Origin of the sequence: Pseudomonas abyssi, assembly GCF_002307495.1 — a bacterium.
Classification (GTDB): domain Bacteria; phylum Pseudomonadota; class Gammaproteobacteria; order Pseudomonadales; family Pseudomonadaceae; genus Halopseudomonas; species Halopseudomonas abyssi.
On sequence record NZ_NTMR01000030.1, the window covers coordinates 29,871 to 52,890 of the forward strand.

The 23,020-nt window shown below is 59.8% G+C and carries 26 protein-coding genes and 2 tRNA genes; 22 read left to right on the top strand and 6 right to left on the bottom strand.

The window, feature by feature from the left end; all coding sequences use genetic code 11:
- Positions 1–216: 216 nt before the first annotated feature.
- The 14 genes from aspS to CNQ84_RS18610 all read left to right on the top strand — a co-directional run bounded on the left by aspS (position 217) and on the right by CNQ84_RS18610 (position 11,403).
- The gene (aspS, locus tag CNQ84_RS18545) at positions 217–1,992 is read left to right on the top strand and encodes an aspartate--tRNA ligase (RefSeq protein ID WP_096006287.1); all 1,776 of its coding nucleotides are present in this window, start codon (positions 217–219) and stop codon (positions 1,990–1,992) included.
- A gap of 61 nt (positions 1,993–2,053) precedes the next feature.
- Positions 2,054–2,800 carry a YebC/PmpR family DNA-binding transcriptional regulator gene (locus CNQ84_RS18550; RefSeq protein WP_096006288.1) on the top strand — a complete coding sequence of 249 codons (747 nt, stop codon included), beginning with the start codon at positions 2,054–2,056 and terminating at the stop codon, positions 2,798–2,800.
- Between the two features lie 77 nt (positions 2,801–2,877).
- On the top strand, positions 2,878–3,405 hold the full coding sequence (ruvC, locus tag CNQ84_RS18555; protein ID WP_096006289.1) for a crossover junction endodeoxyribonuclease RuvC: 528 nt from the start codon (positions 2,878–2,880) through the stop codon (positions 3,403–3,405).
- Positions 3,406–3,428: 23 nt separating this feature from the next.
- Positions 3,429–4,034, top strand: coding sequence for a Holliday junction branch migration protein RuvA (gene ruvA / locus CNQ84_RS18560; RefSeq protein ID WP_096006290.1), 606 nt, complete (start codon positions 3,429–3,431; stop codon positions 4,032–4,034).
- 46 nt (positions 4,035–4,080) lie between these two features.
- On the top strand, positions 4,081–5,142 hold the full coding sequence (gene ruvB, locus CNQ84_RS18565) for a Holliday junction branch migration DNA helicase RuvB (RefSeq protein WP_096006291.1): 1,062 nt from the start codon (positions 4,081–4,083) through the stop codon (positions 5,140–5,142).
- Between the two features lie 61 nt (positions 5,143–5,203).
- On the top strand, positions 5,204–5,632 hold the full coding sequence (gene ybgC / locus CNQ84_RS18570; protein WP_096006292.1) for a tol-pal system-associated acyl-CoA thioesterase: 429 nt from the start codon (positions 5,204–5,206) through the stop codon (positions 5,630–5,632).
- A 60-nt stretch (positions 5,633–5,692) separates the two neighbouring features.
- A complete protein-coding gene (gene tolQ, locus CNQ84_RS18575) occupies positions 5,693–6,364 on the top strand; it encodes a protein TolQ (protein ID WP_096006311.1) in 672 nt (223 codons plus the stop codon).
- A 24-nt stretch (positions 6,365–6,388) separates the two neighbouring features.
- Complete coding sequence (gene tolR, locus CNQ84_RS18580) at positions 6,389–6,829, top strand: protein TolR (protein ID WP_096006312.1); 441 nt, start codon at positions 6,389–6,391, stop codon at positions 6,827–6,829.
- Complete coding sequence (tolA, locus tag CNQ84_RS18585; protein WP_096006293.1) at positions 6,826–7,866, top strand: cell envelope integrity protein TolA; 1,041 nt, start codon at positions 6,826–6,828, stop codon at positions 7,864–7,866. The genes tolR and tolA overlap by 4 nt, the downstream gene beginning before the upstream one ends.
- Positions 7,866–9,167 carry a Tol-Pal system beta propeller repeat protein TolB gene (gene tolB / locus CNQ84_RS18590; RefSeq protein WP_096006294.1) on the top strand — a complete coding sequence of 434 codons (1,302 nt, stop codon included), beginning with the start codon at positions 7,866–7,868 and terminating at the stop codon, positions 9,165–9,167. The genes tolA and tolB overlap by 1 nt, the downstream gene beginning before the upstream one ends.
- Positions 9,168–9,210: 43 nt before the next feature.
- Positions 9,211–9,717, top strand: coding sequence for a peptidoglycan-associated lipoprotein Pal (pal, locus tag CNQ84_RS18595; RefSeq protein WP_083727692.1), 507 nt, complete (start codon positions 9,211–9,213; stop codon positions 9,715–9,717).
- A 13-nt stretch (positions 9,718–9,730) separates the two neighbouring features.
- Positions 9,731–10,513: a tol-pal system protein YbgF gene (gene ybgF, locus CNQ84_RS18600; RefSeq protein ID WP_096006295.1), complete on the top strand. Its 783-nt coding sequence runs from the start codon at positions 9,731–9,733 to the stop codon at positions 10,511–10,513.
- A 52-nt stretch (positions 10,514–10,565) separates the two neighbouring features.
- On the top strand, positions 10,566–11,273 hold the full coding sequence (queC, locus tag CNQ84_RS18605) for a 7-cyano-7-deazaguanine synthase QueC (protein ID WP_096006296.1): 708 nt from the start codon (positions 10,566–10,568) through the stop codon (positions 11,271–11,273).
- Between the two features lie 54 nt (positions 11,274–11,327).
- Positions 11,328–11,403 (top strand) — tRNA-Lys (locus CNQ84_RS18610).
- Positions 11,404–11,477: 74 nt separating this feature from the next.
- On the opposite strand, the gene CNQ84_RS18615 is transcribed toward CNQ84_RS18610, so the two are convergent.
- Positions 11,478–12,344 carry a YIP1 family protein gene (locus CNQ84_RS18615; RefSeq protein ID WP_133065923.1) on the bottom strand — a complete coding sequence of 289 codons (867 nt, stop codon included), beginning with the start codon at positions 12,342–12,344 and terminating at the stop codon, positions 11,478–11,480.
- On the opposite strand from CNQ84_RS18615, the gene nadA reads away from it, so the two are divergent.
- Entirely contained in the window at positions 12,233–13,291 is a 1,059-nt protein-coding gene (gene nadA / locus CNQ84_RS18620; RefSeq protein ID WP_096006298.1) for a quinolinate synthase NadA, read from the top strand. The genes CNQ84_RS18615 and nadA overlap by 112 nt on opposite strands.
- Positions 13,292–13,350: 59 nt before the next feature.
- Here the strand turns inward: nadA and CNQ84_RS18625 are convergent, their stop codons facing one another.
- Positions 13,351–14,802: a M48 family metalloprotease gene (locus tag CNQ84_RS18625; protein ID WP_096006313.1), complete on the bottom strand. Its 1,452-nt coding sequence runs from the start codon at positions 14,800–14,802 to the stop codon at positions 13,351–13,353.
- A 98-nt stretch (positions 14,803–14,900) separates the two neighbouring features.
- Here CNQ84_RS18625 and CNQ84_RS18630 point away from each other — a divergent pair, with 98 nt between their 5' ends.
- Both CNQ84_RS18630 and CNQ84_RS18635 read left to right on the top strand, forming a co-directional pair.
- Entirely contained in the window at positions 14,901–15,143 is a 243-nt protein-coding gene (locus tag CNQ84_RS18630) for a sulfurtransferase TusA family protein (protein ID WP_096006299.1), read from the top strand.
- A 5-nt stretch (positions 15,144–15,148) separates the two neighbouring features.
- Positions 15,149–16,237, top strand: coding sequence for an AI-2E family transporter (locus CNQ84_RS18635; RefSeq protein WP_096006300.1), 1,089 nt, complete (start codon positions 15,149–15,151; stop codon positions 16,235–16,237).
- Positions 16,238–16,267: 30 nt separating this feature from the next.
- On the opposite strand, the gene CNQ84_RS18640 is transcribed toward CNQ84_RS18635, so the two are convergent.
- Positions 16,268–16,732 carry a peroxiredoxin gene (locus tag CNQ84_RS18640; protein ID WP_096006301.1) on the bottom strand — a complete coding sequence of 155 codons (465 nt, stop codon included), beginning with the start codon at positions 16,730–16,732 and terminating at the stop codon, positions 16,268–16,270.
- A 21-nt stretch (positions 16,733–16,753) separates the two neighbouring features.
- Positions 16,754–17,311 carry a glycine cleavage system transcriptional repressor gene (locus CNQ84_RS18645; protein WP_096006302.1) on the bottom strand — a complete coding sequence of 186 codons (558 nt, stop codon included), beginning with the start codon at positions 17,309–17,311 and terminating at the stop codon, positions 16,754–16,756.
- 246 nt (positions 17,312–17,557) lie between these two features.
- Between CNQ84_RS18645 and dapA the strand changes: the two genes are divergently transcribed.
- From dapA to CNQ84_RS18670, 5 genes are all read left to right on the top strand, one after another.
- Positions 17,558–18,433 (top strand): 4-hydroxy-tetrahydrodipicolinate synthase, encoded by an 876-nt coding sequence (gene dapA / locus CNQ84_RS18650; RefSeq protein WP_096006303.1) that lies wholly within the window; start codon positions 17,558–17,560, stop codon positions 18,431–18,433.
- Positions 18,434–18,467: 34 nt separating this feature from the next.
- Complete coding sequence (gene bamC / locus CNQ84_RS18655; RefSeq protein ID WP_165771326.1) at positions 18,468–19,607, top strand: outer membrane protein assembly factor BamC; 1,140 nt, start codon at positions 18,468–18,470, stop codon at positions 19,605–19,607.
- Positions 19,604–20,365 carry an MBL fold metallo-hydrolase gene (locus CNQ84_RS18660; RefSeq protein WP_096006305.1) on the top strand — a complete coding sequence of 254 codons (762 nt, stop codon included), beginning with the start codon at positions 19,604–19,606 and terminating at the stop codon, positions 20,363–20,365. The genes bamC and CNQ84_RS18660 overlap by 4 nt, the downstream gene beginning before the upstream one ends.
- Positions 20,366–20,402: 37 nt before the next feature.
- A complete protein-coding gene (gene purC / locus CNQ84_RS18665; RefSeq protein WP_096006306.1) occupies positions 20,403–21,116 on the top strand; it encodes a phosphoribosylaminoimidazolesuccinocarboxamide synthase in 714 nt (237 codons plus the stop codon).
- 53 nt (positions 21,117–21,169) lie between these two features.
- Positions 21,170–21,259, top strand: a tRNA-Ser gene (locus tag CNQ84_RS18670).
- Positions 21,260–21,762: 503 nt separating this feature from the next.
- Here the strand turns inward: CNQ84_RS18670 and CNQ84_RS18675 are convergent.
- The gene (locus CNQ84_RS18675; protein WP_096006307.1) at positions 21,763–22,095 is read right to left on the bottom strand and encodes a hypothetical protein; all 333 of its coding nucleotides are present in this window, start codon (positions 22,093–22,095) and stop codon (positions 21,763–21,765) included.
- 421 nt (positions 22,096–22,516) lie between these two features.
- A partial coding sequence (locus tag CNQ84_RS18680) for a type I restriction enzyme endonuclease domain-containing protein (RefSeq protein WP_133065924.1) occupies positions 22,517–23,020 on the bottom strand: 504 nt, incomplete at its 5' end.

A 23,020-nucleotide genomic window follows, 5' to 3' on the forward strand; every position in this document is an offset into this window, starting at 1 on the left:
GCGCAGCGTCCGCAGTAACAGGTTACTTGTTCTGAGTGCAGATTGGCTGTTGGGTTCCCGTTGCGTATCGCCTTGGTGCTGCGAGCCGTGTCGAGGCTCCCTCGTTGGCCAAGTTTCGGGTATATTATGGCGTTTTTCTTCAGGCGCTCGTCGATGCGGTAAAAGGCCGCTGCGGCAACTGACGCCAAATTTGCCGACCACAGGAATCACCACACCATGATGCGTAGCCACTATTGCGGCCAGCTGAACCAATCGCTGGCGGATCAGGAAATCACTCTTTGCGGTTGGGTACACCGCCGTCGTGACCATGGTGGGGTCATCTTCCTGGATATCCGTGACCGCGAGGGCCTGGCCCAGGTCGTCTTCGATCCGGATCGCGCCGAGACCTTTGCCAAGGCCGACCGTGTCCGTAGCGAGTATGTCGTCAAAGTGACCGGTAAGGTGCGTCTGCGCCCGGAAGGTGCTCGCAATGCCAACATGGCCTCCGGCGACATTGAAGTGCTGGGTTATGAGCTGGAAGTGCTGAACGAAGCCGATACGCCGCCGTTCCCGCTGAATGAATACAGTGACGTGGGTGAGGAAACGCGCCTGCGCTACCGCTTTATCGATCTGCGCCGCCCGGAAATGGCGGAGAAGCTCAAGCTGCGCTCGCAGATCACCAGCAGCATTCGCCGCTACCTCGACGAGAACGGCTTCCTGGATGTCGAAACCCCGATTCTGACCCGTGCCACTCCTGAGGGGGCGCGTGACTATCTGGTGCCCAGCCGCACCCATCCCGGCCACTTCTTCGCGCTGCCGCAGTCGCCACAGCTGTTCAAGCAGCTGCTGATGGTGTCCGGGTTTGATCGCTACTATCAGATCGCCAAGTGCTTCCGCGACGAAGACCTGCGTGCCGATCGTCAGCCCGAGTTCACTCAGATCGACATTGAGACCAGCTTCCTGGATGAGTCCGACATCATGGGGCTGACCGAGGGTATGATCCGCCAGCTGTTCAAGCAGGTGTTGGATGTGGATCTGGGCGAGTTTCCACATATGACCTTCGAGGAAGCCATGCGTCGCTATGGCTCCGACAAGCCTGATCTGCGTAACCCGCTGGAACTGGTAGACGTAGCCGACCAACTGACCGAGGTGGAATTCAAGGTGTTCAGTGGTCCGGCGACCGACCCGAAAGGCCGCGTTGCAGCGCTGCGGGTGCCTGGTGGTGCCAGCATGCCGCGCAAGCAGATCGACGACTACACCAAGTTTGTCGGCATCTACGGCGCCAAGGGTCTGGCCTACATCAAGGTTAATGAGCGTGCCAAGGGCGTTGAAGGTCTGCAGTCGCCGATCGTCAAGTTCATTCCGGAAGCCAATCTGGAAGAAATCCTCAATCGCGTGGGTGCGGTCGATGGCGATATCGTCTTCTTCGGTGCTGACAAGGCGAAGATCGTGTCCGAGGCGCTGGGCGCACTGCGCATCAAGCTCGGCCATGACCTGGACTTGCTGACCTCTGAGTGGGCGCCGCTGTGGGTGGTCGACTTCCCGATGTTTGAAGAGAACGATGATGGCTCGCTGTCTGCGCTGCATCACCCGTTCACCGCGCCCAAGTGCTCACCGCAGGAGCTGCAGGCGAATCCGTCGACCGCGCTGTCACGCGCTTACGACATGGTGCTGAACGGCACTGAGCTGGGCGGCGGTTCGATCCGTATTCACCGCAAGGAAATGCAGCAGGCCGTGTTCAACATTCTGGGCATCAGCGCCGACGAGCAGCAGGAGAAGTTCGGCTTCCTGCTGGACGCACTGAAGTTTGGTGCGCCGCCGCATGGTGGCCTGGCCTTTGGTCTGGACCGTCTGGTCATGCTGGTAACCGGTGCGCAGTCGATTCGTGAAGTCATCGCCTTCCCGAAAACCCAGAGCGCAGCCTGTGTCATGACCCAGGCACCGGGTCTGGTGGACAACAAGGCACTGCGTGAGCTGAGCATTCGTCTGCGCGAGCAGACCAAGGTCGAGTAAGTCTTATACCCCCGGTTGCGTCCAGCGTGTAACCGGGGCCTGTTTTATCTGGAGTTGTGTTATGGCCGGTCATTCGAAATGGGCCAATATCAAGCATCGCAAGGCCGCGCAGGACGCCAAGCGAGGCAAGATTTTCACCAAGCTGATTCGCGAGTTGACCGTGTCGGCCAAGGTGGGTGGCGGCAATCCGGCGGATAATCCGCGTCTGCGTGCGGCGGTGGATAAGGCGTTGGGTGCAAACATGACCCGCGACACCATCGACCGTGCCATCGCCCGTGGTGCCGGCAGCAATGATGCCGACAACATGGAAGAGCTGACCTATGAAGGATACGGCGCCGGCGGTGTTGCTGTGCTGGTTGAGGCCATGACCGATAATCGCAACCGGACAGTCAGCGAAGTGCGTCATGCGTTTGGTAAATGTGGCGGCAACCTGGGTACCGATGGTTCGGTGGCCTACCTGTTTACTCGTCGCGGACAGATTGGCTTTGCTGCGGGCACGGATGAAGACGCACTGATGGAAGTGGCGCTGGAGGCCGGTGCTGAGGATGTTGTCGCCAATGACGACGGCTCCTTTGATGTGTTTACCAGCTTCGAGGAGTTCGGCGCGGTACGTGATGCGCTTGAGAGTGCCGGTTTTTCCGCTGAGTCAGCCGAGGTGGCGATGATTCCATCGACCGAGGCTGAGCTGGATCTGGATACCGCGCAAAAGGTTGTCCGGCTGATCGACATGCTGGAAGATCTGGATGATGTGCAGAACGTTTACTCCAATGCCTCGATCTCCGACGAGATTCTGGAGCAGTTGGAGTGATGGTGTTGCTGCGGCTGGTCGACGAGGGAGGCGCAGGCCTCCCTTTTTTCTATGGGTTGCTTGCTGATGGGTGACAGATGGCGCTGATACTGGGGATTGATCCCGGCTCCCGGATAACGGGCTTCGGCATTGTGCGTCACGAAGCGGGGCGGCAAGAGTACGTCACATCCGGCTGTATCCGTGTGGGCGAGGGCGCCTTCCCCGAGCGACTGCAGAAGATATTTCATTATCTGAGTGAGTTGATCGAGCAGTATCGGCCAGAGGTTGTCAGCATCGAGCAGGTGTTTATGGCGCGTAATCCGGACTCCGCGCTCAAGCTCGGGCAGGCGCGGGGGGCTGCCATTGTCGCGGCGGTGAACGCCGGCCTGACAGTACATGAATACAGCGCCCGGCAGGTCAAGCAGGCAGTGGTGGGTACCGGGGCTGCGGACAAGAAGCAGGTGCAGCACATGGTGACTCAACTGCTGGGGCTGGCGGGCACGCCGCAGGCTGATGCGGCCGATGCGCTGGCGATTGCGCTGTGCCATGCGCACATGACGGGGGTGCAGCGCCAAATGGGCAATGTCGCCCTGACCGTGCGTGCTGGGCGGGTGCGTCGACGCTAACCGAATAGAAGGAAGCAGGGTAAGTGATAGGACGTTTGACTGGAATTTTGCTGGAAAAGCAGCCCCCGCATATCCTTGTGGATGTACAGGGTGTCGGTTACGAGCTGGATGCGCCGATGAGTACCTTCTACCAGTTGCCGGCGCTCGGCGAAAAAGTGACGCTGCATACCCACATGGTCGTGCGTGAAGACGCTCAGCTGCTGTATGCCTTTGCCGACAAGCGCGGGCGTGAATTGTTTCGCGAGCTGATTCGCCTCAATGGGGTCGGCCCCAAGCTGGCGCTGGCGCTGATGTCCGGTATGGACGTCGATGAGCTGGTCATGGCGGTTCAGCATCAGGATGTGAGTGCTCTGGTCAGGGTCCCTGGGGTTGGCAAGAAGACCGCTGAGCGGCTGCTGATTGAGCTGCGTGATCGTTTCAAGGCCTGGGATGCCGCGCCTGGTGCGATGGTGCTGGCGGGGCCGGTCGGCGCAGGCGCGGCGCCAGTCAAGCCGAGCGCGGATGCTGTCAGCGCCTTGATTGCTCTGGGCTACAAGCCTCAGGAAGCCAGCAAGGCCGTGTCGGCGGTCGATGAAGACGGTCTCAGCAGTGAAGAGTTGATTCGCCGGGCGCTCAAGGGCATGGTGTAGAGCGCGCGCTGAGGGCCGCAACGCCTCCCTTTTTGATGGATAAGACATGCTGGAAGAAGATCGCCTGATTGCGGCAACGCCCAGGCAGCAGGAAGAAGTCATTGATCGGGCGATTCGTCCGCTGAAGCTGGCCGACTACATAGGTCAGCCGACCGTGCGCGAACAGATGGAGTTGTTCATCAAGGCTGCCAGAGGACGTGGCGAGGCGCTGGATCATGTGTTGATCTTCGGCCCGCCCGGCCTCGGCAAAACCACCCTCGCCAATATTATCGCGCAGGAGATGGGTGCCAAGATCAAGAGCACCTCCGGTCCGGTGTTGGAGCGCGCCGGCGATCTGGCTGCGCTGCTGACCAACCTGGAAGCGGGCGACGTACTCTTTGTGGATGAGATACACCGCCTGTCGCCGGTTGTTGAAGAGATTCTCTATCCGGCGATGGAGGACTACCAGCTCGATATCATGATCGGCGAAGGGCCTGCCGCGCGATCAATCAAACTGGATCTGCCGCCCTTTACCCTGGTCGGCGCGACGACGCGGGCGGGCATGCTGACCAACCCGCTGCGCGATCGCTTCGGCATTGTGCAGCGGCTGGAGTTCTATTCGGTTGCTGACCTGGCAACGATCGTGGCGCGCTCTGCTGTCATTCTCGGTCTGCAGATGGATGACGGCGGCGCCCGCGAGATCGCCCGTCGTTCCCGTGGCACCCCTCGCATCGCCAATCGTCTGCTGCGCCGGGTACGCGACTTTGCCGAGGTGCGCAGCGCGGGTGTGATCAGTGCTGACGTGGCCGATCAGGCGTTGAACCTGCTGGATGTGGATGAGCAGGGTTTTGATCACATGGACCGCCGTCTGCTGCTTACCATGATCGACAAATTTGATGGTGGCCCGGTTGGCATTGACAACCTTGCTGCGTCGATCAGCGAGGAGCGTCACACGATTGAAGACGTACTTGAGCCCTACCTGATTCAGCAGGGTTTTATCATGCGTACGCCCCGCGGTCGGGTGGTCACGCGCCATGCCTATCAGCATTTTGGCCTAAATGCGCCAGCCCGCATGGCACCTGCCTCTGCGGATTTGTTTGATGACCCGGCGGCGCCCGATTCGCCTTGAAAAATATTTTTGCAAATAGCGAGTAAACCCACTATGCAAAACCTTTGCTTGGCTCTACATTATGCGCGTTGAACGTTCTGGGCCGCCGTTCGAGCTGAAAGCCCGCGTCTACTTTGAAGATACCGATGCCGGCGGCATCGTCTACTACGTCAATTACCTGAAGTTTATGGAGCGTGCGCGGACGGAGCTGGTCCGCACTCTCGGCTTTGATCAAAGCGCTCTGCAGAGAGAAAACGTCATTTTTGTTGTGCACTCTGTCACGGCACGCTATCACGCGCCTGCACGATTGGACGATGAACTTGTCGTATCTGCGACTGTCTTGGAAACCAAGCGAGCAAGTATTCGTTTCCGCCAGAGAGTAACTCGGGCGGGAGATTTGTTGTGCGAGGGCGACGTGCTCGTGGCTTGCGTGAGTGCAGACCAGTATCGGCCCCGAGCCATTCCGGACAGCCTGCGAGCGGCTTTTCAGAACAGCGCCTCCGAGGCGTGACGACCGAACCGAAAGAACGTATGAGATTGCGAGGAGTGGTAGAGCGTGCAGGCTGATCAAATGTCGATATGGCACCTGGTGTCCGGCGCCAGTGTACTGGTGCAGCTGGTGATGTTGACCCTGCTGGCGGCGTCGGTGGTGTCTTGGGTAATGATTTTCCAGCGCAGCAGTGTCATGCGTTCGGCAAAAAATGCTCTGGATGATTTCGAAGACCGTTTCTGGTCAGGTGTGGATCTGTCACAGCTGTATCGTCAGGTCACTGGTTCGCCAGACGAAAACTCGGGTCTGGAGCAGATTTTCCGCGCGGGCTTCAAGGAGTTTTCGCGTATGCGCCAGCAGTCCGGTGTTGATCCGGATGCGGTAATGGATGCGGTACAGCGCTCGATGCGTGTGGCGATTTCCCGCGAGGAAGAAAAGCTGGAGCAGCACCTGCCGTTCCTGGCGACCGTCGGTTCTACCAGCCCCTATGTGGGCCTGTTCGGCACCGTCTGGGGGATCATGAACTCGTTCCGCGGCTTGGCCACGGTGCAGCAGGCGACGCTGGCAACGGTAGCTCCGGGTATCGCCGAGGCGCTGGTGGCCACGGCTATTGGTCTGTTTGCTGCGATTCCGGCGGTGGTTGCGTATAACCGCTTCGCGGCGCGCTCTGAGATGCTGATTGGTCGCTACTACACCTTCGCCGACGAGTTTTCCAGCATCCTGCATCGCCGCGTTCACGCGCGCGAGGAGTAAGCGGAGGCCGCTATGAGCATGCACATGCACAGGCGCCGCGATAAGCGCAAACCGGTCGCAGAAATGAACGTGGTGCCCTACATCGACGTGATGCTGGTGCTGCTGGTGATTTTTATGGTGACCGCGCCAATGCTGAATCAGGGCGTCAAAGTCGACCTGCCGCAGGTTTCCAGTGAAGTGCTGCCGAGCGACAGCAACCAGCAGGTGCTGACCTTGTCCGTCCTGGCTGATGGGACCTACTACTGGAACCTGGGCGAAGCCGTGGACACGGAAAACCATTCCGATAGCGCTGTTTCTCTGGAAGCGATGACCGAAGGCGTGACCAAGATCATGCGCGCCAAGCCCGACACGCTGGTGTACATCCGTGGTGACAAGAATGCCAATTACGGGGTGGTTGTCACCGCCATGGGCGCCCTGCAACAGGCGGGTGTGCCCAACGTAGGCTTGATTACCGAGGCGCCGTGAGCACGCGATATCAATACCGGCCTGCAGCCTCGGAGCGTTATTCGTCTCCGCTGCTGAAGGCGGTCGGACTGCACCTGCTGGTGGCGATCCTGCTGTTCGCCTCTTTTAGTAGTGCGCCGGAATTCGAACCGGCCAAGCCGATCGTGCAGGCGACCCTGGTGCAGCTGGACTCGATGAGTCCCAGCACCACGCCGACGGATCAGAAGATCGCCGGCGAGGCGCAGCAATCGCGTTCGCCGCGTGCGGACGAGGAAGCGCTGGAGAAGCAGCGCGAGCAGCAACAGGCAGCCGAGGCGGCCAGAGCAGAGCAGGCCGAACAGGCCCGTCAGGCGCAAGCCGAAGCGCAGCGCAAAGCCGCAGAGGCCGAGCGCCAGGCCGAGGCCGAAGCTGAGCAAAAAGCCGCTGATGCGGCCGCCGCAGCAGAGCGCCGTCAGGCAGAAGAGGCACGCAAGGCCGCCGAAGCGCAGGCCGCCCGTGAGCGCGCCGCTGCCGAGGCCGAGCGCAAGAAGGCTGAAGAAGAAGCGCGTCGCAAAGCGCAGGAAGAGGCCAGACGCAAGGCAGCCGAAGAAGCTGAGCGTAAGGCTGCCCAGGAGGCCGAGCGTCGTCGTGAGCAAGAGCGTGTCGCCCGGGAGCAGCGTGAGCGCGAAGCGGCCAAGGCCAGTGCCTTGAACGAGCTGTTGGGTGAGGAAACCGAGTTTCAGCAGGCGCAGGCTGATCGCATTGGCGATCAGGTGGCGGCCAGCTACGACGATGTCATTCGTCGGTACGTGAGTCAGCAGTGGCGTCGTCCGCCGACTGCGCGTAACGGCATGGTGGTGGAAGTGCGTCTGAGTATGTTGCCGACGGGGCAGATCACCGATGCAGTGGTGATCCGTTCCAGTGGCGACCCGGGTTTCGATCAGTCTGCAGTGCAGGCCGTGAAGAACGTGGGGCGCATCCCGGAAATGCAGCAGCTGTCGAGTGAGAATCCGGCGGAATTCAATCGCCTGTATCGTCAGCGTAACCTGCGCTTCAGACCAGAGGATCTGTCATTCTGATGAAAAGGTTTAGTCAAGTATTGCTGGGTCTGGTGGCCCTGTGTGTATGCCAGCTGCTGCTGGCCCAGGAAGCCATTGAGATCACCAAGGGGACCGACAAGGCCACGCCGATTGCGGTAGTGCCGTTCGGTTGGCAGGGCAGTGCGCCGTTGTCTGAGGACATGGCGCAGATTGTCGGTAATGACCTGCGTAACAGTGGCATGTTTGCACCGCTGGAGCGTAACAACATGCTGAGCTATCCGGTGCGCGGTGAAGAGATCAACGCCCGCGACTGGCGCATGATTGGTGCCGATTACGTGGTGGTAGGGCAGGTGAACAGTACCGGTGGCGAGAACCTGGATCTCACCTATAGTCTGTACAGTGTGGCGCGGGAAGAAGTGCTGCTGTCGCGTTCGATCAGCGGCACCCGTACCCAGCTGCGCGACATCGCTCATCACCTGAGCGACGAGGTATTCAAGGAGCTGACCGGCATTCAGGGCGCCTTCGGTACCAAGATTCTATACGTTGCGGCTGAGCGTTTCTCTGTCGATAACACGCGTTACACCCTGCAGCGCAGTGATTACGACGGCGCGCGCGCGGTGACGTTGCTGCAGTCGCGTGAGCCGATTCTGAGTCCGAGCTACTCGCCGGACGGCGAGCGCATTGCCTATGTGTCCTTTGAGTCACGCCGGCCCGAGATCTATGTGCATTACATTCGCACCGGTCGCCGCGAGCGGGTGAGTAGTTTTGAAGGCTTGAATGGCGCGCCAGCCTGGTCTCCGGACGGCAACCGCCTGGCCTTTGTGCTGTCGCGCGACGGTAACCCCGAGATCTATGTGATGGAGCTGGCCAGCAAGCAGCTGCGTCGCGTGACCAATCATTTCTCGATTGATACCGAGCCGTTCTGGATGGACAACAACACAATCGTGTTTACCTCCGACCGTGGCGGCCGGCCGCAGATTTATAAGCAGAGTCTGGGCTCTGGCTCACCCGAGCGCCTGACCTTTGTTGGCAACTATAATGCCAACGCCAAGCTCTCTGTCGACGGTCGCACCATGGTTATGGTGCATCGCCAGGAGGGTTACCGTAATTTTCAGATTGCCACGCAGGATCTTGAGCGCGGGAATTTGAGAGTTTTAACAGAAACGTCACTGGATGAGTCGCCAACCGTCTCTCCCAATGGCGCTATGTTAATTTATGCTACCCGTCAACAGGGACGGGGCGTACTCATGCTGGTATCTACAAACGGGCGTGCGCGGTCGGAGATTCCGACACAGTTCACCGACCTGCGCGTACCTTCATGGTCCCCATACCTGCCATAGGGCGCACCAACACTAAACCATATGGGGTTAATAGGAGTTCATGATGCAAGTTATCAAGTTTGGCAAAGCCGCTGCTCTGGTTGTCGCGTTCGGCGTGGTTGTAGGCTGTTCCTCCAAGGGTGGCGACACCTCTGGCGCTGGTGCAGTTGACCCGAACGCAGGCTACGGCGCTGGTACTTCCGGTGCAGGTTCCAATAGCGGCATGAACAGCGAAGAAGCTGCTCTGCGCGCTATCACCACCTTCTACTTCGAGTACGACAGCTCCGAGCTGAAGCCCGAAGCCATGCGTGCTCTGGACGTACACGCCAAGGACCTGAAGTCCGCTGGCAACCGTGTCGTTCTGGAAGGTCACACTGACGAGCGTGGCACCCGCGAGTACAACATGGCTCTGGGCGAGCGTCGTGCTGCTTCCGTTCAGCGTTACCTGGTTCTGCAGGGTGTGTCCCCGGCTCAACTGGAACTGGTATCCTACGGTGAAGAGAAGCCGGCAGCGATGGGTTCCAGCGAGGAAGCCATGGCTCAGAACCGCCGCGTAGAGCTGCGCAAGTAAGAGACGAGGTCGTATGAAGGGTTACAGAGGAGTACTGGTTGCCTTTGCCCTGTCGCCATTGGCGGCAATGGCACAGGTTCCAGTGATGGAAGGCAGTTCGAACAATGGCTCGAATGCCGTGTATCAGGGCTCCTCGGTGACCCAGCAGACCCAGGCTGGCCTTTCCAGTGAAGGCCAGCTGTTTCAACAGTTGTATCAACTTCAGCAGGAAGTAACCCTGCTGCGTGGCATGCTCGAAGAGCAGAGCTACAAAATCAAGCAGATGGAACAGGATCAGCTTGATCGTTACAAGGATATCGACAGCCGTCTGTCTGGCATGAACACCGCACCTGCATCCGGCAGTAGCGGGGCAAGCCCAGACGTTGCTGACACCCAGCAGCCCGCCGCCAATGCGGGCGCTTCTGCCGCGCCACCGGACCCGGAGCGCGAAAAACTGATGTACGACGCGTCCTTTGATCTGGTCAAGGCGCGCGATTTTGAAAAGGCCGCGCAGGCCTTTACCGCTTTCCTGCGCCGTTACCCCGACAGTCAGTACGCGGGTAATGCGCAATACTGGCTGGGCGAAGTGTACCTGGTCCAGTCTGACCTTGAGTCTGCCGGCCGCGCCTTTGCTCAGGTGATTAGCCGCTATCCCGACCACCGCAAGGAGTCGGACGCAATGTACAAGCTGGGTGATGTCGAGCGCCGTCTGGGTCGTGACGACAAGGCGCGTGAACTGTTTCAGCAGGTCATCAGCAAGTACCCTGACTCCTCCGCCGCGCAGCTTGCCGGGCGCGAGCTCAGCAGCCTGAACTGATCTTCCTCCGGGGGCTTTTGCCCCCGGTTTACGTTTCTATCGAGTACTTTCCATGTCTGCCAAGCCTGATTCCTCTGGTCGCGCCGTTGTACTGCTGTCTGGTGGGCTGGATTCGGCGACGGTGCTGGCTATGGCGCAGGCCGAGGGGCGAGCCTGTTACACCATGAGCTTCGATTACGGCCAGCGCCACCGGGTGGAGCTGGAGGCAGCCGAGCGCGTAGCGCGGGCTGCGGGTGTGGTCGAACACAAGGTGATTGGCATGAACCTTAACGGCATTGGCGGCTCGGCTCTGACCGACGAGCGCATTGCCGTGCCCGAGTCGCCGCAGGAGGGTATTCCGGTTACCTACGTGCCGGCGCGCAATACGCTGTTTTTGGCGCTAGCACTGGGCTGGGCCGAGGTGCTGGAGGCGCGCGACATTTACATCGGGGTCAATGCGGTCGACTACTCGGGCTACCCGGATTGCCGGCCAGAGTTTGTCAGCGCCTTCGAGCAGCTCGCCAATTTGGCGACGCGGGCCGGCGTGGAAGGCGAGGGATTCCGTATACGGGCGCCGTTGCAGCAGTTGAGCAAGGCGCAGATCATTCTGGCCGGTCAGGCATTGGGCGTGGACTACAGTCAGACGGTGTCGTGCTACCAGGCGGATGAGCAGGGCCGTGCTTGCGGTGTCTGCGATAGCTGTCGTTTGCGGGCTGAAGGCTTCGCTGCTGCCGGTGTCGCTGACCCGACGCGCTATCAGGGAAAATTTGCCGGCCATTGAAAAAAAGGCTTGAGTTTCCTCGGTAAATCAGTAATATAGCGCGCTTCCAGCAGGGGGTCGTTAGCTCAGTTGGTAGAGCAGTTGGCTTTTAACCAATTGGTCGTAGGTTCGAATCCTACACGACCCACCACTCTGGAAACTCTCTCCGGCCGTCCCTGGCCACCCTAGTGTATCGCTTCCCTGTATTCGTGTTTTTCGCAGTGCTTATCCGTTTTCCGGAATAACGTATCCACCGTCCAGTGGCTGCCACCAAAGCTCCATGAAAAAGAACCCTGACGTCAGCACTACCAGGATTGCGGCTGCCAGAATGCAGGTGGCGTAGAAGCGCTCCTGATCATTGCGCTTGAGCTGCATGTAGCCCGGCAGGCCCTGGTAGAGCAGCAGGATGCTGCAAAGCCCGCCCAGCGCCAGTGCGGGTATCAGCAACCAGCGCACCGGCAGGATGCTGACTATGCCGGCCAATAGCAGCGGCATGGCAAGGATCGTGGTGAAAGTGGCTGCAACCGTAAAGGCCGGCCGGCGGGTGGTGCGAAACAGTACCCAGCGTGTTGCCAGGGCGGTCACCAGTACGCTTGTCAGGCAGGTGAGGTAGAGCATCAATGCCAGCAAGCCTGCGCTACTGCTGTTGAGCTGGCGCTCCTGATCCGAGCCGAACAGGCTCCAGCCCACATCGGTTGTACCCACATAGACGCAGAGCGCAGGTAGCAGGGGTAGCAGCATGAGCGTGGGCACGAAGCTCCACGGGTGCTGGTTGGCATGTTCGCGGATTGGGCTCCACCCGCGTGAGGGTGATGAGATAAGCCCAGGAATCAGATGAATCATGTCAGGCCTCCTCCGGGGGACGTGTTTTGATACTGCAGACGGTTGACTGGCCTGAAGCGCTATGGGTTCATTTTTGCGTGGGCTGCGCGGCGGGCATGCTACAATCGCCCGTTCCGTTGTTCCTGATGGATTGAAACATGTCCCAGATTTCAGAGCGTTTGCTGGTGCAGGCGCACCTGGACGCCAAGGCGCCTGCGCCGCTGAGCGATGCCGAGAAGGCCGACTACAAGGCCCGCATTGCTGCTGCATTGAAAGCGCACAACGCGGTACTGGTTGCCCACTATTACACTGATCCGCTGCTGCAAGAGCTGGCTGAAGAGACTGGCGGCTGCGTGTCGGATTCGCTGGAGATGGCACGTTTTGGTCGTGACCACGAAGCAACCACCCTGGTGGTGGCTGGCGTGCGTTTCATGGGTGAGACAGCCAAGATTCTCAGCCCCGAAAAACGCGTATTGATGCCTACGCTGGAGGCGACCTGCTCGCTGGACCTGGGTTGTCAGATCGATGAGTTCTCGGCGTTCTGCGACCAGCACCCCGACCGCACCGTGGTGGTGTATGCCAATACCTCGGCGGCGGTGAAGGCGCGGGCCGACTGGGTGGTGACGTCCAGCTGCGCGCTGCCGATTGTCGAGCACCTGATCGACAAGGGTGAAAAGATCCTCTGGGCGCCGGATCAACACCTGGGTAACTACATTCAGCGCGAAACCGGCGCCGACATGCTGCTGTGGGAAGGCTCCTGCATCGTGCATGAGGAGTTCAAGGCCAAAGTGCTGGAAGACCTGCGCAAGGTGCATCCGGAGGCGGCGATTCTGGTGCATCCTGAGTCGCCTCAGTCGGTGGTGGAACTGGCCGATGTGGTTGGCTCGACCAGTCAGCTGATTCAGGCTACCCGTGATTTGCCGAACCCGACATTTATCGTGGCAACCGACCGCGGCATCTTCTACAAGATGCAGCAGGCAGCGCCAGACCGCCTGCTGATCGAGGCGCCGACGGCCGGCAACGGGGCGACCTGTCGCAGTTGCGCGCACTGCCCATGGATGGCGATGAACACCCTGCCGCGCGTGTTGGCCGCGCTCGAGACCGGTGCTGATGAAATCCATGTGGATGCAGACCTGATTCCCAAGGCCGTCAGGCCGCTGGATCGCATGCTGGACTTTACCCGTAACGCCAATCTCGCCGCCAAAGGCAACGCCTGACACAACACAGCCGCCCTGGGGCGGCTGTGTTGCATTATGCGGCGCGCTGCTCCCGGTGTTTACATCGATTCAACCAGGGCCCGCTGACGGCGCAGGGCATTTTGCTGCTCCTTGATACGTGAGCTGGTGACGAAGTTGCCGCCAGCGCGCTGCAGCGCCAGTTCGAGCTGTTGCTCCGCCTGCTGCAGATCGCCGGTCAACTTGAAGTAGTGCGCGCGGGCCAGATGAACACCCAGAATGTTGCCTGCCAGGCCGCGAATTTCCGCAGCCAGGTACCACACGTCAGGGTCGTCATCACGGCGGTTTGCCAGGCGATCAATGGCGCGTTCGGCATCGGCGTACTGCTGCTGCTTGAGTAGCAGGTCCGCTTCGGCAAAATCCAGCGGGAAGTTGTTCGGAAAGCGCTGCTGCATGGTGCGCGTGCGTTCCAGTGCCTGGGCAAGGCGGCCAGCATTGGTGTCCAGTTCAATCTGAGCAAGGTTGAACGGCAGACTGTTCGGGTTCTCCTTCAGCAGCGGGGCGAGCGCCTCACTCGCTTCATCGTGCTGCCCTCCGCGTGACAGGGCCAGCGCCAGGCCGTAGCGAGCGGCATCGTGATTGCCCTCGTGATCATCCAGTAATGCGCGAAATCGCTTGGCTGACAAGCCAGGGCTTTGTTCATACTTGAGCTGCACCCGGGCGCGCATCAGCTGGTATTCCAGGCTGTCCTGTTCGCCGCCGGGCGGCAGTTGCTCGGCGCGGTTGCGGGTATCGGCCATCCGCGACTGGCTCACGGGGTGCGTCAGCAAAAATTCGGGTGGATTGCTATCGTAGCGGCTAAGCTGGGCCAGCCGCTCAAACATGGTGGGCATGGCCTTGGGGTCGTAACCAGCCTTTTCCAGGTTGAGGATGCCGATGCGGTCGGCTTCCTGTTCATTTTGGCGAGAAAAACGGCGCTGTTCCTGAATTGCTGCAGCCTGGGTCGAGGCAAGGGCAGCAAAGCCGGCGTCGCCTCCGCCCGCCGCGGCCAGCACGATCGAGGCCAGCATTGCGGTCATAAACGGCACCTGCATGCGCTGCTGTTGCTCCAGGCCGCGGGCGAAGTGGCGTTGGGACAAGTGGGCCAGTTCGTGCGCCATGACCGATGCGAATTCGGCCTCACTCTGCGCGTGCAGAAACAGCCCGCCATTGACGCCGACGACGCCACCTGGCGCGGCAAAGGCGTTCAGTTGCGGGCTGTCGATCAGCACAAAGGCCAGGCGGCGATCGGTTAACTGACTGGTCTCGGCCAGACGATAGGTACGCTCTTCGACAAACGCCTTGAGTTGCGGGTCGTCCAGGGTGGGTACGGCCCCCCGCAACATGGTCAGCCAGGTGCGGCCGAGCTGATACTCCTGCTCGCGTGACATCATCGAAGAGCTGGTGTCGCCAAGCGAAGGCAGGTTGAATTCATCCGCGCTGACGGTCGCACCGGTGGGCAAGCCGAGTGCACCGGCCAGCAGCGCCGCGGCTAGCAGGCGTTTCGCGGACATGGTTTCTTGCATCATTTTTGTCTCATACCGGGTCTGGCTGTTGTCGAGGGGAGCGCCTGCAAGGCTATACTGTCGGCCACTTGCTGTGGAGTCCTTGTATGCCTGTTGATTTGCCCATCGATGCTGTTGTTGACGCCCGCGGACTCAGTTGTCCGTTGCCCCTGCTGAAAGCCAAGCAGGCGCTGAACAGCATGGTAGCAGGCCAGACGTTGCATGTAATGGCTACCGATGCGGGGTCCGAGCGGGACTTTCAACGCTTCGCGGAACTGTCCGGAAATCACTTGCTTGAAGCCCGTGTATTGGACGGCGAATTTCACTATTGGTTGCGTAAAGCAGATTAATTCACATGTTAAAAGTCTTTCAGGGCTGGGTTCAGCGGTACTTTTCCGATGAAGAAGCAGTGGTGCTGGCAGTGGTGCTGGCGCTGGGTTTCGCGATCGTCATTTCTTTTGGCGACAAACTGGCGCCGTTGCTGACGGGGGTTGTACTGGCCTATCTGTTGCAGGGCCTGGTGACCCGCTTGCAGCGTTGGCTGCCGCATTCGCTGGCGGTCTGGATTGTCTTTCTGCTGTTTCTGGGCGCATTGGCAGCCCTGTTTGGTGTGGTGATTCCGCTGGTCTGGAAGCAGATGCTCAACCTGTTCAACGAGCTGCCGGGCATGCTGGGCGAGTGGCGAGCCCAGTTGCTGCACCTGCCGGAGGAATATCCGTCCTTTATCTCCGAGGCGCAGATCGAGCGCCTGATGAATTCCATCAACGGCGAAGTGGGGGCGTTTGGCCAGTGGGCATTGTCGCAGTCGCTGGCCAGCCTGCCGGTGGTGGTAACGGTGCTGGTGTATCTGGTGCTGGTGCCGATCCTGGTGTTTTTCTTCCTCAAGGACAGCCAGACACTGACCGCCTGGACCGTGAGTCACCTTCCCCGTGAGCGTCGCCTGATGCGCGTGGTCTGGACCGAGATGAATCAGCAGATCGCCAACTACATTCGCGGTAAGGCGGTGGAGATTCTGATCGTCGGTGCGGTGACCTATATCTCCTTCGCGATACTCGGGGTCAACTACGCCGCGTTGCTGGCGGTGCTGGTCGGGTTGTCGGTACTGGTGCCCTATATCGGCGCCACCGTGGTAACCATTCCGGTGGCGCTGATCGGTCTGTTCCAGTGGGGGCTGGGTAACGAGTTCATGGTGCTGATGATCGTCTATGCGGTGATTCAGGCGCTGGACGGCAACGTGCTGGTGCCCATCCTGTTTTCCGAGGCAGTCAACCTGCACCCGGTTGCCATTATCGCGGCGGTGCTGATCTTTGGCGGGTTGTGGGGCTTCTGGGGGGTGTTCTTCGCCATTCCGCTGGCGACTCTGTTCAAAGCTGTGCTCTACGCCTGGCCGCGCGGTCTGGAGGCCGCGCACGATGCCCAAGCCGAGGCGCCAGAGCCGGTCTGAACGCCTGGGCGGGGCGGGCGCTGCGGCTGATTACAGTGCCTGGACTGCAGCCAGTACCTCGGCGACGTGCCCTGGCACCTTCACCTTGCGCCACTCCTGGCGCAATACACCTTGTTCGTCGAACACAAAGGTGCTGCGCTCAATCCCTTCATATTCCTTGCCGTAGAGCTTCTTGGGCTTGATCACGTCGAACAGGCGGCAGAATGATTCGTCCGGATCGCTGATCAATTCGAACGGGAACTCGTGTTTGGCCTTGAAGTTGCTGTGCGTACGCAGGCTGTCACGCGAAACGCCATAGATCACGGCGCCAGCGTCGGTAAAGGCCGCGTAATTGTCGCGGAAGTCCTGGCCTTCAGTGGTGCAGCCGGGGGTGTTGTCCTTGGGATAGAAGTAAATGACGACCTTCTTGCCGGCCAGACTTGCAGGCGTGACGGTCTGGTCGCCGGTAGCGCTGGCGCTGAAGTCGGGGAAGGGCTGATTCAGTTCAACGGACATGGGCGGTCTCCTCGTCGGATATCAGTGCAGTGGGCGCCAGGGTTCGATCACAGCATCCAGGTTCAGTTCGTCGCAAAAGTCCAGAAACTGCTCTCGCAGCCAGCTCAGCTGAGTCTGCGCCGGAATGGCGATGGTCAGCGTCAGGTTTAGCATGGGCGTACCCGTGTGCTGAGCCTGGTAGGTGAAACTTTGCAGCTCCTCGATGTCGATGCTCAGTTGCTGGAAGAAGTTGCATAGCTCGCCGACCAGTTCGGCGCGTTGTGCAGCGGTAACAAAGACGTTGTACGGCAGGGCCTGCGGGCGTTCGTCCAGGCTGTGGCTGCGCGACATGGAGAGCAGGATGTGTTCGCGCTTGGCCAGCGGCGGCAGCAGGGTTTCCAGTCGTGCCAGGGCATCCCAGTTGCCGCTGACCTGCAGCAGTAACACGGCACAGCTGCCGTGACGACTCATGCGGCTGCTGACAATCTGGCAGCGATGTTCGGTGCACAGGCGGGTCAACAGGCTGGCCAGCGATGTGGTTTCCTGGCCCATGACGTTGATGACCAGATATTGCTCGCGTTGACCCGGTGGGGTGGACATGGTGATCCTCTAATTCACGGAAGCGCCTTGTGGGCGCGATAGACAAGCGCCTATTGTCCCAGCCTGCCGGAGGCGGGGCAACTGCCCATGCTGCTGGCACGCAGAACTACCGGCAAATGCGCTGCGCGTCTGGTGCTAAGGCGCTAGGGTACCTGCAGCGGCCGTGAGGAATTAATCAGCGCGTCGCTTGTACTGGCTGCGGGGCGAAAGTACCATTGTCGTTTATTGTTCCAAGTGGAGAGTTGCATGATCTCGGGCAGTCTGGTGGCGCTGGTTACACCCATGGATTCAAACGGAGACCTGGATTGGCAGGCTCTGGAGCGCCTGATCGACTTCCACCTGGAAAAGGGTACCGACGGCATCGTTGCGGTGGGTACCTCCGGCGAGTCCGCTACTCTGGATATGGCTGAGCACAAGGAGGCCATTCGCCGCGTTGTGCAGCAGGTCGCTGGCCGTATTCCGGTGATTGCCGGCACTGGCGCCAACTCCACGCGCGAAGCCGTCGAGCTGACCGAAGCCGCCCGCAGCGTCGGCGCAGATGCCGCCTTGCTGGTCACGCCCTATTACAACAAGCCGACCCAGGAAGGCTTGTATCTGCACCACAAGCATATCGCTGAAGCCGTCGCCATTCCGCAGATCCTCTATAACGTCCCCGGTCGCACCGCCTGCGACATGTTGCCGGAAACGGTTGAGCGCCTGGCAGCCATCGACAATATCGTTGGCATCAAGGAAGCCACCGGTGACCTGCAGCGCGCCCGCGAAGTGATTGAACGGGTGGGCGACCGCATGGCGGTGTATTCGGGTGACGATGCCACCGCAGTCGAGCTGATCCTGCTGGGCGGCAAGGGCAACATCTCCGTCACTGCCAACGTCGCGCCTCTGCAGATGCATGAAATGTGTGCCGCCGCCCTGCGCGGCGACGAGGCAACGGCGCGTCGTCTTAACGAGGCCCTGATGCCGCTGCACAAGGCGCTGTTTATCGAAGCCAATCCGATTCCCGTCAAGTGGGCCCTGCTGGAAATGGGCCTGATTGCCGACGGCATTCGCCTGCCGCTGACCCCGCTCAGTGCCCGTTGCCATGACACCGTTCATGGTGCATTGCGTCAGTGTGGCCTGCTCTAATCAATCGGAACACCTGTTGACCAAGGAAACATTTATGAAGCCTGTGCTGAGCGCACTGACCCTGGGAATTTTGGCCAGCCTGAGCGGCTGTGGGTATTTGATGGGAGACAACGGCTACTTCCGTGACCGGGCCGGCGACTACCAGCAGGCTGAGGTCAAGCCTCGCATGACCGTACCGGCAGATCTCGAAAGCAAGCCGATGGGGGATCTGTTGCCGGTGCCGGGTCAGGTTGCCGCCGCGCCGCAGCCGGGTGAAAAGTTTGAAACCCCGCGCCCGCGTCCGATGGCCGCTGGTGTCGACACCTCGACCTTCTCGCTGCAGCAGGAAGGCAGCCAGCGTTGGGTGCTGGCGCAATTGCCGGCCTCTGAAGTCTGGCCGCTGCTGCAGCGCTTCTGGTCTGATTATCGGGTGCCGATGGCGCGCAGCGATGCCGCCCTGAGCGAAGCCTCTACCCAGTGGGTTGATTTCAGCCAGTCCACCGGGAATCCGTTGGTGCGTCGTATGCTGCCGCTCGTCCAAGAGGGGCAGCGCATCGATGATGAGGAGCAGCGCTTCCGCGTGCGTCTGGAGCCGGGGGTCAACAACGGCACCGCAGAGATCAAGGTACTGCATCAGGCTCGAGACCTGGGTGATGACGACAGCGAGTGGCCCAGCCGTTCCGACAACACCAACTTTGAGCGCGCTCTGCTCGCCGAGCTGGAAACCTACCTGAACCAGAGCACCAGCACCGATGGTCCGGCGCTGGTCTCCAGCATTATCAACAGCGGCCCGGTAGAGACCAGTCTGGAGCAGGACGGCGCTGGCAACAGCGTGTTGTACATGCTGACCGACTTCAACCGTGCCTGGTCTGATGTAGGCGAGGCGCTGGCACGCGCGGACGTCTACGTCACGGACTATAACCGCAGCTCCGGTGTCTACTACGTCAACTTGGATCAGACCCGCTCCGAGCAAGAGGAGGAGCCTGGCTTCTTCGCGCGCTGGTTCGGTGGTGATAACGAAGACGAGCAAGTTGAATATGACGGCAGCCAGCTGCAGGTGCGCCTGACGCCGACCTCCAACCGTATTGAAGTCAGCGTTGATGCCGGCATTGAACACGCGGCCGACGGAACCACCGCCCGTGAGCTGCTCGAGCGCATTCAGCGCGGCCTGAATGAGCGGCCGCCGCGGCAGTGAGGTACTGCTCCCTCGGCAGCGGTAGTCGTGGCAACGGCACCTTGATCGAGCAAGGTGCCAGCCGAGTACTGGTGGATTGCGGCTTCAGTTTGCGCGCCACCGAGCAGCGCCTGCGCCAGGCCGGCACCAGTGGCGACCAGCTCAGTGCCATCCTGGTTACCCATGAGCACAGCGACCACATTCAGGGCGTGGCCAAGTTGGCCCGACGTTATGAACTACCGGTATACCTGACGCCGGGCACTGGCTATGCGCTGCGCGAGGAGTCGGGGCTGGATATTCGCCATATCGATCTCCACAGGCGCTTTGCTGTTGGCGAGCTAGAGGTTACCCCGGTTGCCGTGCCCCATGACGCCAGAGAGCCCTGTCAGTACGTTTTTGACAACGGGCGCCAGCGTTTTGGCGTGCTGACCGATACCGGCACCATTACACCCTGGATTGTCGAGCAATACGCCGATCTGGATGCACTTTTCCTGGAAGCCAACTATGATCCGCACATGCTGTCTAGCGGCCCCTATCCAGCGTTTTTGAAGGCCCGGGTTGGCGGCAATCTGGGTCATCTGAGCAATCAGCAGGCGGCCGGTTTTCTCCGGGGCGCCGGCCTGGAGCGACTGCGGCATATTGCTGTGGCGCACATCAGTGAAAAGAACAACCGCCCGGAGCTGGCGTTGGCAGCGTTGCAAGACGCGCTGACAGACTGGTCCGGCGAGCTGCTGCTGGCGCAGCAGGACCAGGGGCTGCCCTGGCAATCAATTCAGTAACTGCCCATCACCATTTTGCGGACAGCGGGAGCCGATAATGGAAAAACGTAACGAACTCTATCGCGGTAAAGCTAAGTCGGTTTATACCACCGACGACCCGGATCGCCTGGTCCTGCTGTTCCGCAACGACACCTCCGCCTTTGATGGGAAGAAGATCGAACAGCTCGATCGCAAGGGCATGGTCAATAACCGCTTCAACGCCTTCATCATGCAGAAGCTGGAAGACGCGGGTATCCCGACCCAGTTTGACGCACTGCTGTCTGACAACGAGTGCTTGGTCAAAAAACTCGACATGATTCCGGTCGAGTGCGTGGTGCGTAACTTTGCTGCCGGCAGCCTGGTCAAGCGCTTGGGCGTGGAAGAGGGCATGGCGCTGACCCCGCCGACCTTCGAACTGTTCCTGAAAGACGACGCCAAGGGCGACCCCTTCATCAACCAGTCCCACGTTGTCACTTTCGGCTGGGCGACCGCTGAACAGCTGGCGCGCATGCAGGAGCTGACCCTGAAGATCAACGACATCCTCAAGGGGCTGTTTGATGAGGCCGGCCTGCTGCTGGTCGACTTCAAGCTGGAGTTTGGTCTGTTCAACGGCGAAATCGTACTGGGTGATGAATTCAGTCCGGACGGCTGCCGCCTGTGGGACAAGGAGACCCGTAAAAAGATGGACAAGGACCGTTTCCGTCAGGGTCTGGGCGGTGTGATCGAAGCCTACGAGGAAGTAGCCCAACGCCTCGGCGTGCCGCTGTCCTGAGCATCTTCGGCTACCGCATTGTCAGCAAAAGCTGGTAATATGCGCGCCGACTTGGAGAGTTGCCAGAGTGGTCGAATGGGACGGATTCGAAATCCGTTGTACGGGCAACCGTACCCAGGGTTCGAATCCCTGACTCTCCGCCAATAAACAAAAACGCCCAGCCTAGCTGGGCGTTTTTGTTTATCCGGTGAGCTCTCGGTGAGAACCCTCGTTCGACCGAGCCTGCCGCGCAGGCGAGGAACGCCGGAGCACAGCGACGGCGGCCCCTCGAAGAGGGGTGAGGTGCGCAGCGCCGAATAATCCCTGACGAAGCCTCAGACGGCACAGTCCTTCGCCTAGCTGGGCGTTTTTGTTTATCCGGTGAGCTCTCGGTGAGAACCCTCGTTCGACCGAGCCTGCCGCGCAGGCGAGGAACGCCGGAGCACAGCGACGGCGGCCCCTCGAAGAGGGGTGAGGCGCGCAGCGCCGAATAATCCCTGACGAAGCCTCAGACGGCACAGTTCTCCGACTAGCTGGGCGTTTTTGTTTATCCGGAGGGTTCTCGGAGAGAACCCTCGTTTGGCCGAGTCGGCACACCAGCAAACCTGAGCAGAACAACCATTGCGTTGGTAGAGCTAAGTCGAACAGGTTGGTGGTTTGGCCGGTTCTATGCTTTTCGTTCAGCGCTTTGCGATAGCTTGCGCAAGCGCTCAGAGCCGTCTTCAGCCAGGTAGTCTCTCGCAATGTGAGTGGCAGAAAACTCACTCTGTGTTCTGCCGCGCAACATCTCCTTAAAGCGCTCGGAGCCATCCTCAGCCAAATACGTGTTTGTTGGCACCTCATAGAGCGATGCTCTGATTTCTGCTGCCTTGCTGCGCAATTTAATAAGACGCTCCGCGCCATCCTCGGCATGAGCAACACCAACAGAGGAGCCAATGAGCACGGCGGCTGATACCAGCGCTGCCAGTACAGTAAAAGATGGGCGATTTGACACTTTCATTTTGTGTACCTCCAGAACCATTTCGACTTGAGGCGCACTGTTTGTACGAGCACCTTCAAGATTCCTGCAGAGCAAGCGCTTTGGCCTTCTGCTTGGGTGATACGGTAAAGAGTTGGCGAAAAACGCGGTACACATATGCTGTCGAGTGAATGCCTAATCCTCTTGGGTGGAATTTGATTTTCTTCTGGAGGTGATGCGTAGGCGCCGTTTTTCGGTGCTTTCAGGCAAGATGTAACAATGCTCTCGAATTATTGCCTATTGCTGTTTGCCTATATGTCCAAAAAACAGCTTTTGCCTCGCCGTGATGCAAGAGCGGCTTGGCTATGCGCTGACGGATAAAAATCAATGGAGTGTGTGCCGGGGTTAAGATCAGGCCATAGCCGCCTTATACAAATGGCGGCCGACCAATGACTCTTGGCAGCTATAAGAAGGCGGACAGCGATGCTCTGTGTGTCTTGTAATTTTCCGCTTGCTCGAAGATTTCTTTATACACTTCATCCCGGTCTACCGGCGGGTAGCCATGCTTGGCCAACAGCAGTATCAGATCGACCTTCAACTCGGCCTTGATGTCCTCGCGCTGGCTCCAGTCGGTGTATCGCACCTTGTCGTCCACCACGGTTTTTACCTCGGCGGCCAAGGCGAGCAGCTTATCTTCGGGGTAGCTGAAGTCGTATTTGATGGCCAGCTCTTTGAGAATGTCGTAGAAGGCTTTTTCTTCCAGATCAATGCCCAGATCGGCGTAGGAGTCGCGCTCTGACTTCAACGCTTGAATCAGGCCAACGATTTCGTCGGAGAACTCTTCGAGCACCTCGCTCACCAAGACATCTTCTTCCCTGCGCTCGTTGTAATGCTCTACCAGTGCCTTGAATTTCTTGGCAAAGTCGATGCCTTTGGTTTTATTGGTGGCGGCGGCAAAAACTGAGTG

What these genes read in the sequence shown, in the direction of transcription:
- CNQ84_RS18625 (WP_096006313.1), bottom strand. Translation starts at nt 14,802, where the DNA reads ATGTCCGCGAAACGCCTGCTAGCCGCGGCGCTGCTGGCCGGTGCACTC.
- CNQ84_RS18645 (WP_096006302.1), bottom strand. Translation starts at nt 17,311, where the DNA reads ATGTCCACCCCACCGGGTCAACGCGAGCAATATCTGGTCATCAACGTC.
- pal (WP_083727692.1), top strand. Translation starts at nt 9,211, where the DNA reads ATGCAAGTTATCAAGTTTGGCAAAGCCGCTGCTCTGGTTGTCGCGTTC.
- nadA (WP_096006298.1), top strand. Translation starts at nt 12,233, where the DNA reads ATGTCCCAGATTTCAGAGCGTTTGCTGGTGCAGGCGCACCTGGACGCC.
- ybgC (WP_096006292.1), top strand. Translation starts at nt 5,204, where the DNA reads ATGCGCGTTGAACGTTCTGGGCCGCCGTTCGAGCTGAAAGCCCGCGTC.
- queC (WP_096006296.1), top strand. Translation starts at nt 10,566, where the DNA reads ATGTCTGCCAAGCCTGATTCCTCTGGTCGCGCCGTTGTACTGCTGTCT.
- CNQ84_RS18675 (WP_096006307.1), bottom strand. Translation starts at nt 22,095, where the DNA reads ATGAAAGTGTCAAATCGCCCATCTTTTACTGTACTGGCAGCGCTGGTA.
- ruvB (WP_096006291.1), top strand. Translation starts at nt 4,081, where the DNA reads ATGCTGGAAGAAGATCGCCTGATTGCGGCAACGCCCAGGCAGCAGGAA.
- CNQ84_RS18630 (WP_096006299.1), top strand. Translation starts at nt 14,901, where the DNA reads ATGCCTGTTGATTTGCCCATCGATGCTGTTGTTGACGCCCGCGGACTC.
- ybgF (WP_096006295.1), top strand. Translation starts at nt 9,731, where the DNA reads ATGAAGGGTTACAGAGGAGTACTGGTTGCCTTTGCCCTGTCGCCATTG.
- tolB (WP_096006294.1), top strand. Translation starts at nt 7,866, where the DNA reads ATGAAAAGGTTTAGTCAAGTATTGCTGGGTCTGGTGGCCCTGTGTGTA.
- ruvC (WP_096006289.1), top strand. Translation starts at nt 2,878, where the DNA reads ATGGCGCTGATACTGGGGATTGATCCCGGCTCCCGGATAACGGGCTTC.
- CNQ84_RS18635 (WP_096006300.1), top strand. Translation starts at nt 15,149, where the DNA reads ATGTTAAAAGTCTTTCAGGGCTGGGTTCAGCGGTACTTTTCCGATGAA.
- CNQ84_RS18640 (WP_096006301.1), bottom strand. Translation starts at nt 16,732, where the DNA reads ATGTCCGTTGAACTGAATCAGCCCTTCCCCGACTTCAGCGCCAGCGCT.
- tolQ (WP_096006311.1), top strand. Translation starts at nt 5,693, where the DNA reads ATGTCGATATGGCACCTGGTGTCCGGCGCCAGTGTACTGGTGCAGCTG.
- CNQ84_RS18615 (WP_133065923.1), bottom strand. Translation starts at nt 12,344, where the DNA reads ATGCAGCAGCAATGCGGGCCTTGTAGTCGGCCTTCTCGGCATCGCTCA.
- tolR (WP_096006312.1), top strand. Translation starts at nt 6,389, where the DNA reads ATGCACAGGCGCCGCGATAAGCGCAAACCGGTCGCAGAAATGAACGTG.
- dapA (WP_096006303.1), top strand. Translation starts at nt 17,558, where the DNA reads ATGATCTCGGGCAGTCTGGTGGCGCTGGTTACACCCATGGATTCAAAC.
- purC (WP_096006306.1), top strand. Translation starts at nt 20,403, where the DNA reads ATGGAAAAACGTAACGAACTCTATCGCGGTAAAGCTAAGTCGGTTTAT.
- bamC (WP_165771326.1), top strand. Translation starts at nt 18,468, where the DNA reads ATGAAGCCTGTGCTGAGCGCACTGACCCTGGGAATTTTGGCCAGCCTG.
- CNQ84_RS18550 (WP_096006288.1), top strand. Translation starts at nt 2,054, where the DNA reads ATGGCCGGTCATTCGAAATGGGCCAATATCAAGCATCGCAAGGCCGCG.
- aspS (WP_096006287.1), top strand. Translation starts at nt 217, where the DNA reads ATGATGCGTAGCCACTATTGCGGCCAGCTGAACCAATCGCTGGCGGAT.